The sequence below is a fragment of the Streptococcus sp. UMB0029 genome (assembly GCF_002871495.1).
Lineage (GTDB): Bacteria > Bacillota > Bacilli > Lactobacillales > Streptococcaceae > Streptococcus.
This window is the reverse complement of the sequence record NZ_PNGD01000037.1, coordinates 1-389: the sequence shown is the minus strand read 5'-3', so window position 1 is coordinate 389 and position 389 is coordinate 1. Positions and strand designations below refer to the sequence as shown.

At 38.8% G+C, this 389-nt stretch carries 1 pseudogene; it reads right to left on the bottom strand.

The annotated features are described in order from the left end of the window. Positions 1-389: pseudogene (locus tag CJ239_RS11520) on the bottom strand (G5 domain-containing protein); the annotation flags it as partial.

Below are 389 nucleotides of genomic sequence, written 5' to 3'. Positions count from 1 at the left end.
CTTTGTCGCGTGTATCATCTTTTACGTATTTCTTAGGTGATAGGATTTCTGTTGTTTCTACTTTATCCTTCGCTGCGACTTTGACAATAGTATTAGTTGGTTCTTTCGTACGAACTGGTTGACCTTCACTTGCTGTAATCTTTCCAGTATTAGGATCCACAGTGTAAATGGTTGTGATAGTGTCTTCACCATCTTCACCTTTAACAGTAGTTGGGGCTGTACCTTTTTCTTTCGTATCGTCTTTTTCATAGATAACAGGGGATGGTACAGGTCGTGTCTCAATTATTGGTTCTTTGATTGTTCCATAAGTTCGAACAGTTGTTGGAGTTACCTTACCTGTTTTTGGATCAACTTCATAGGTAGTAGTATCAATCACATCACGACCTTCA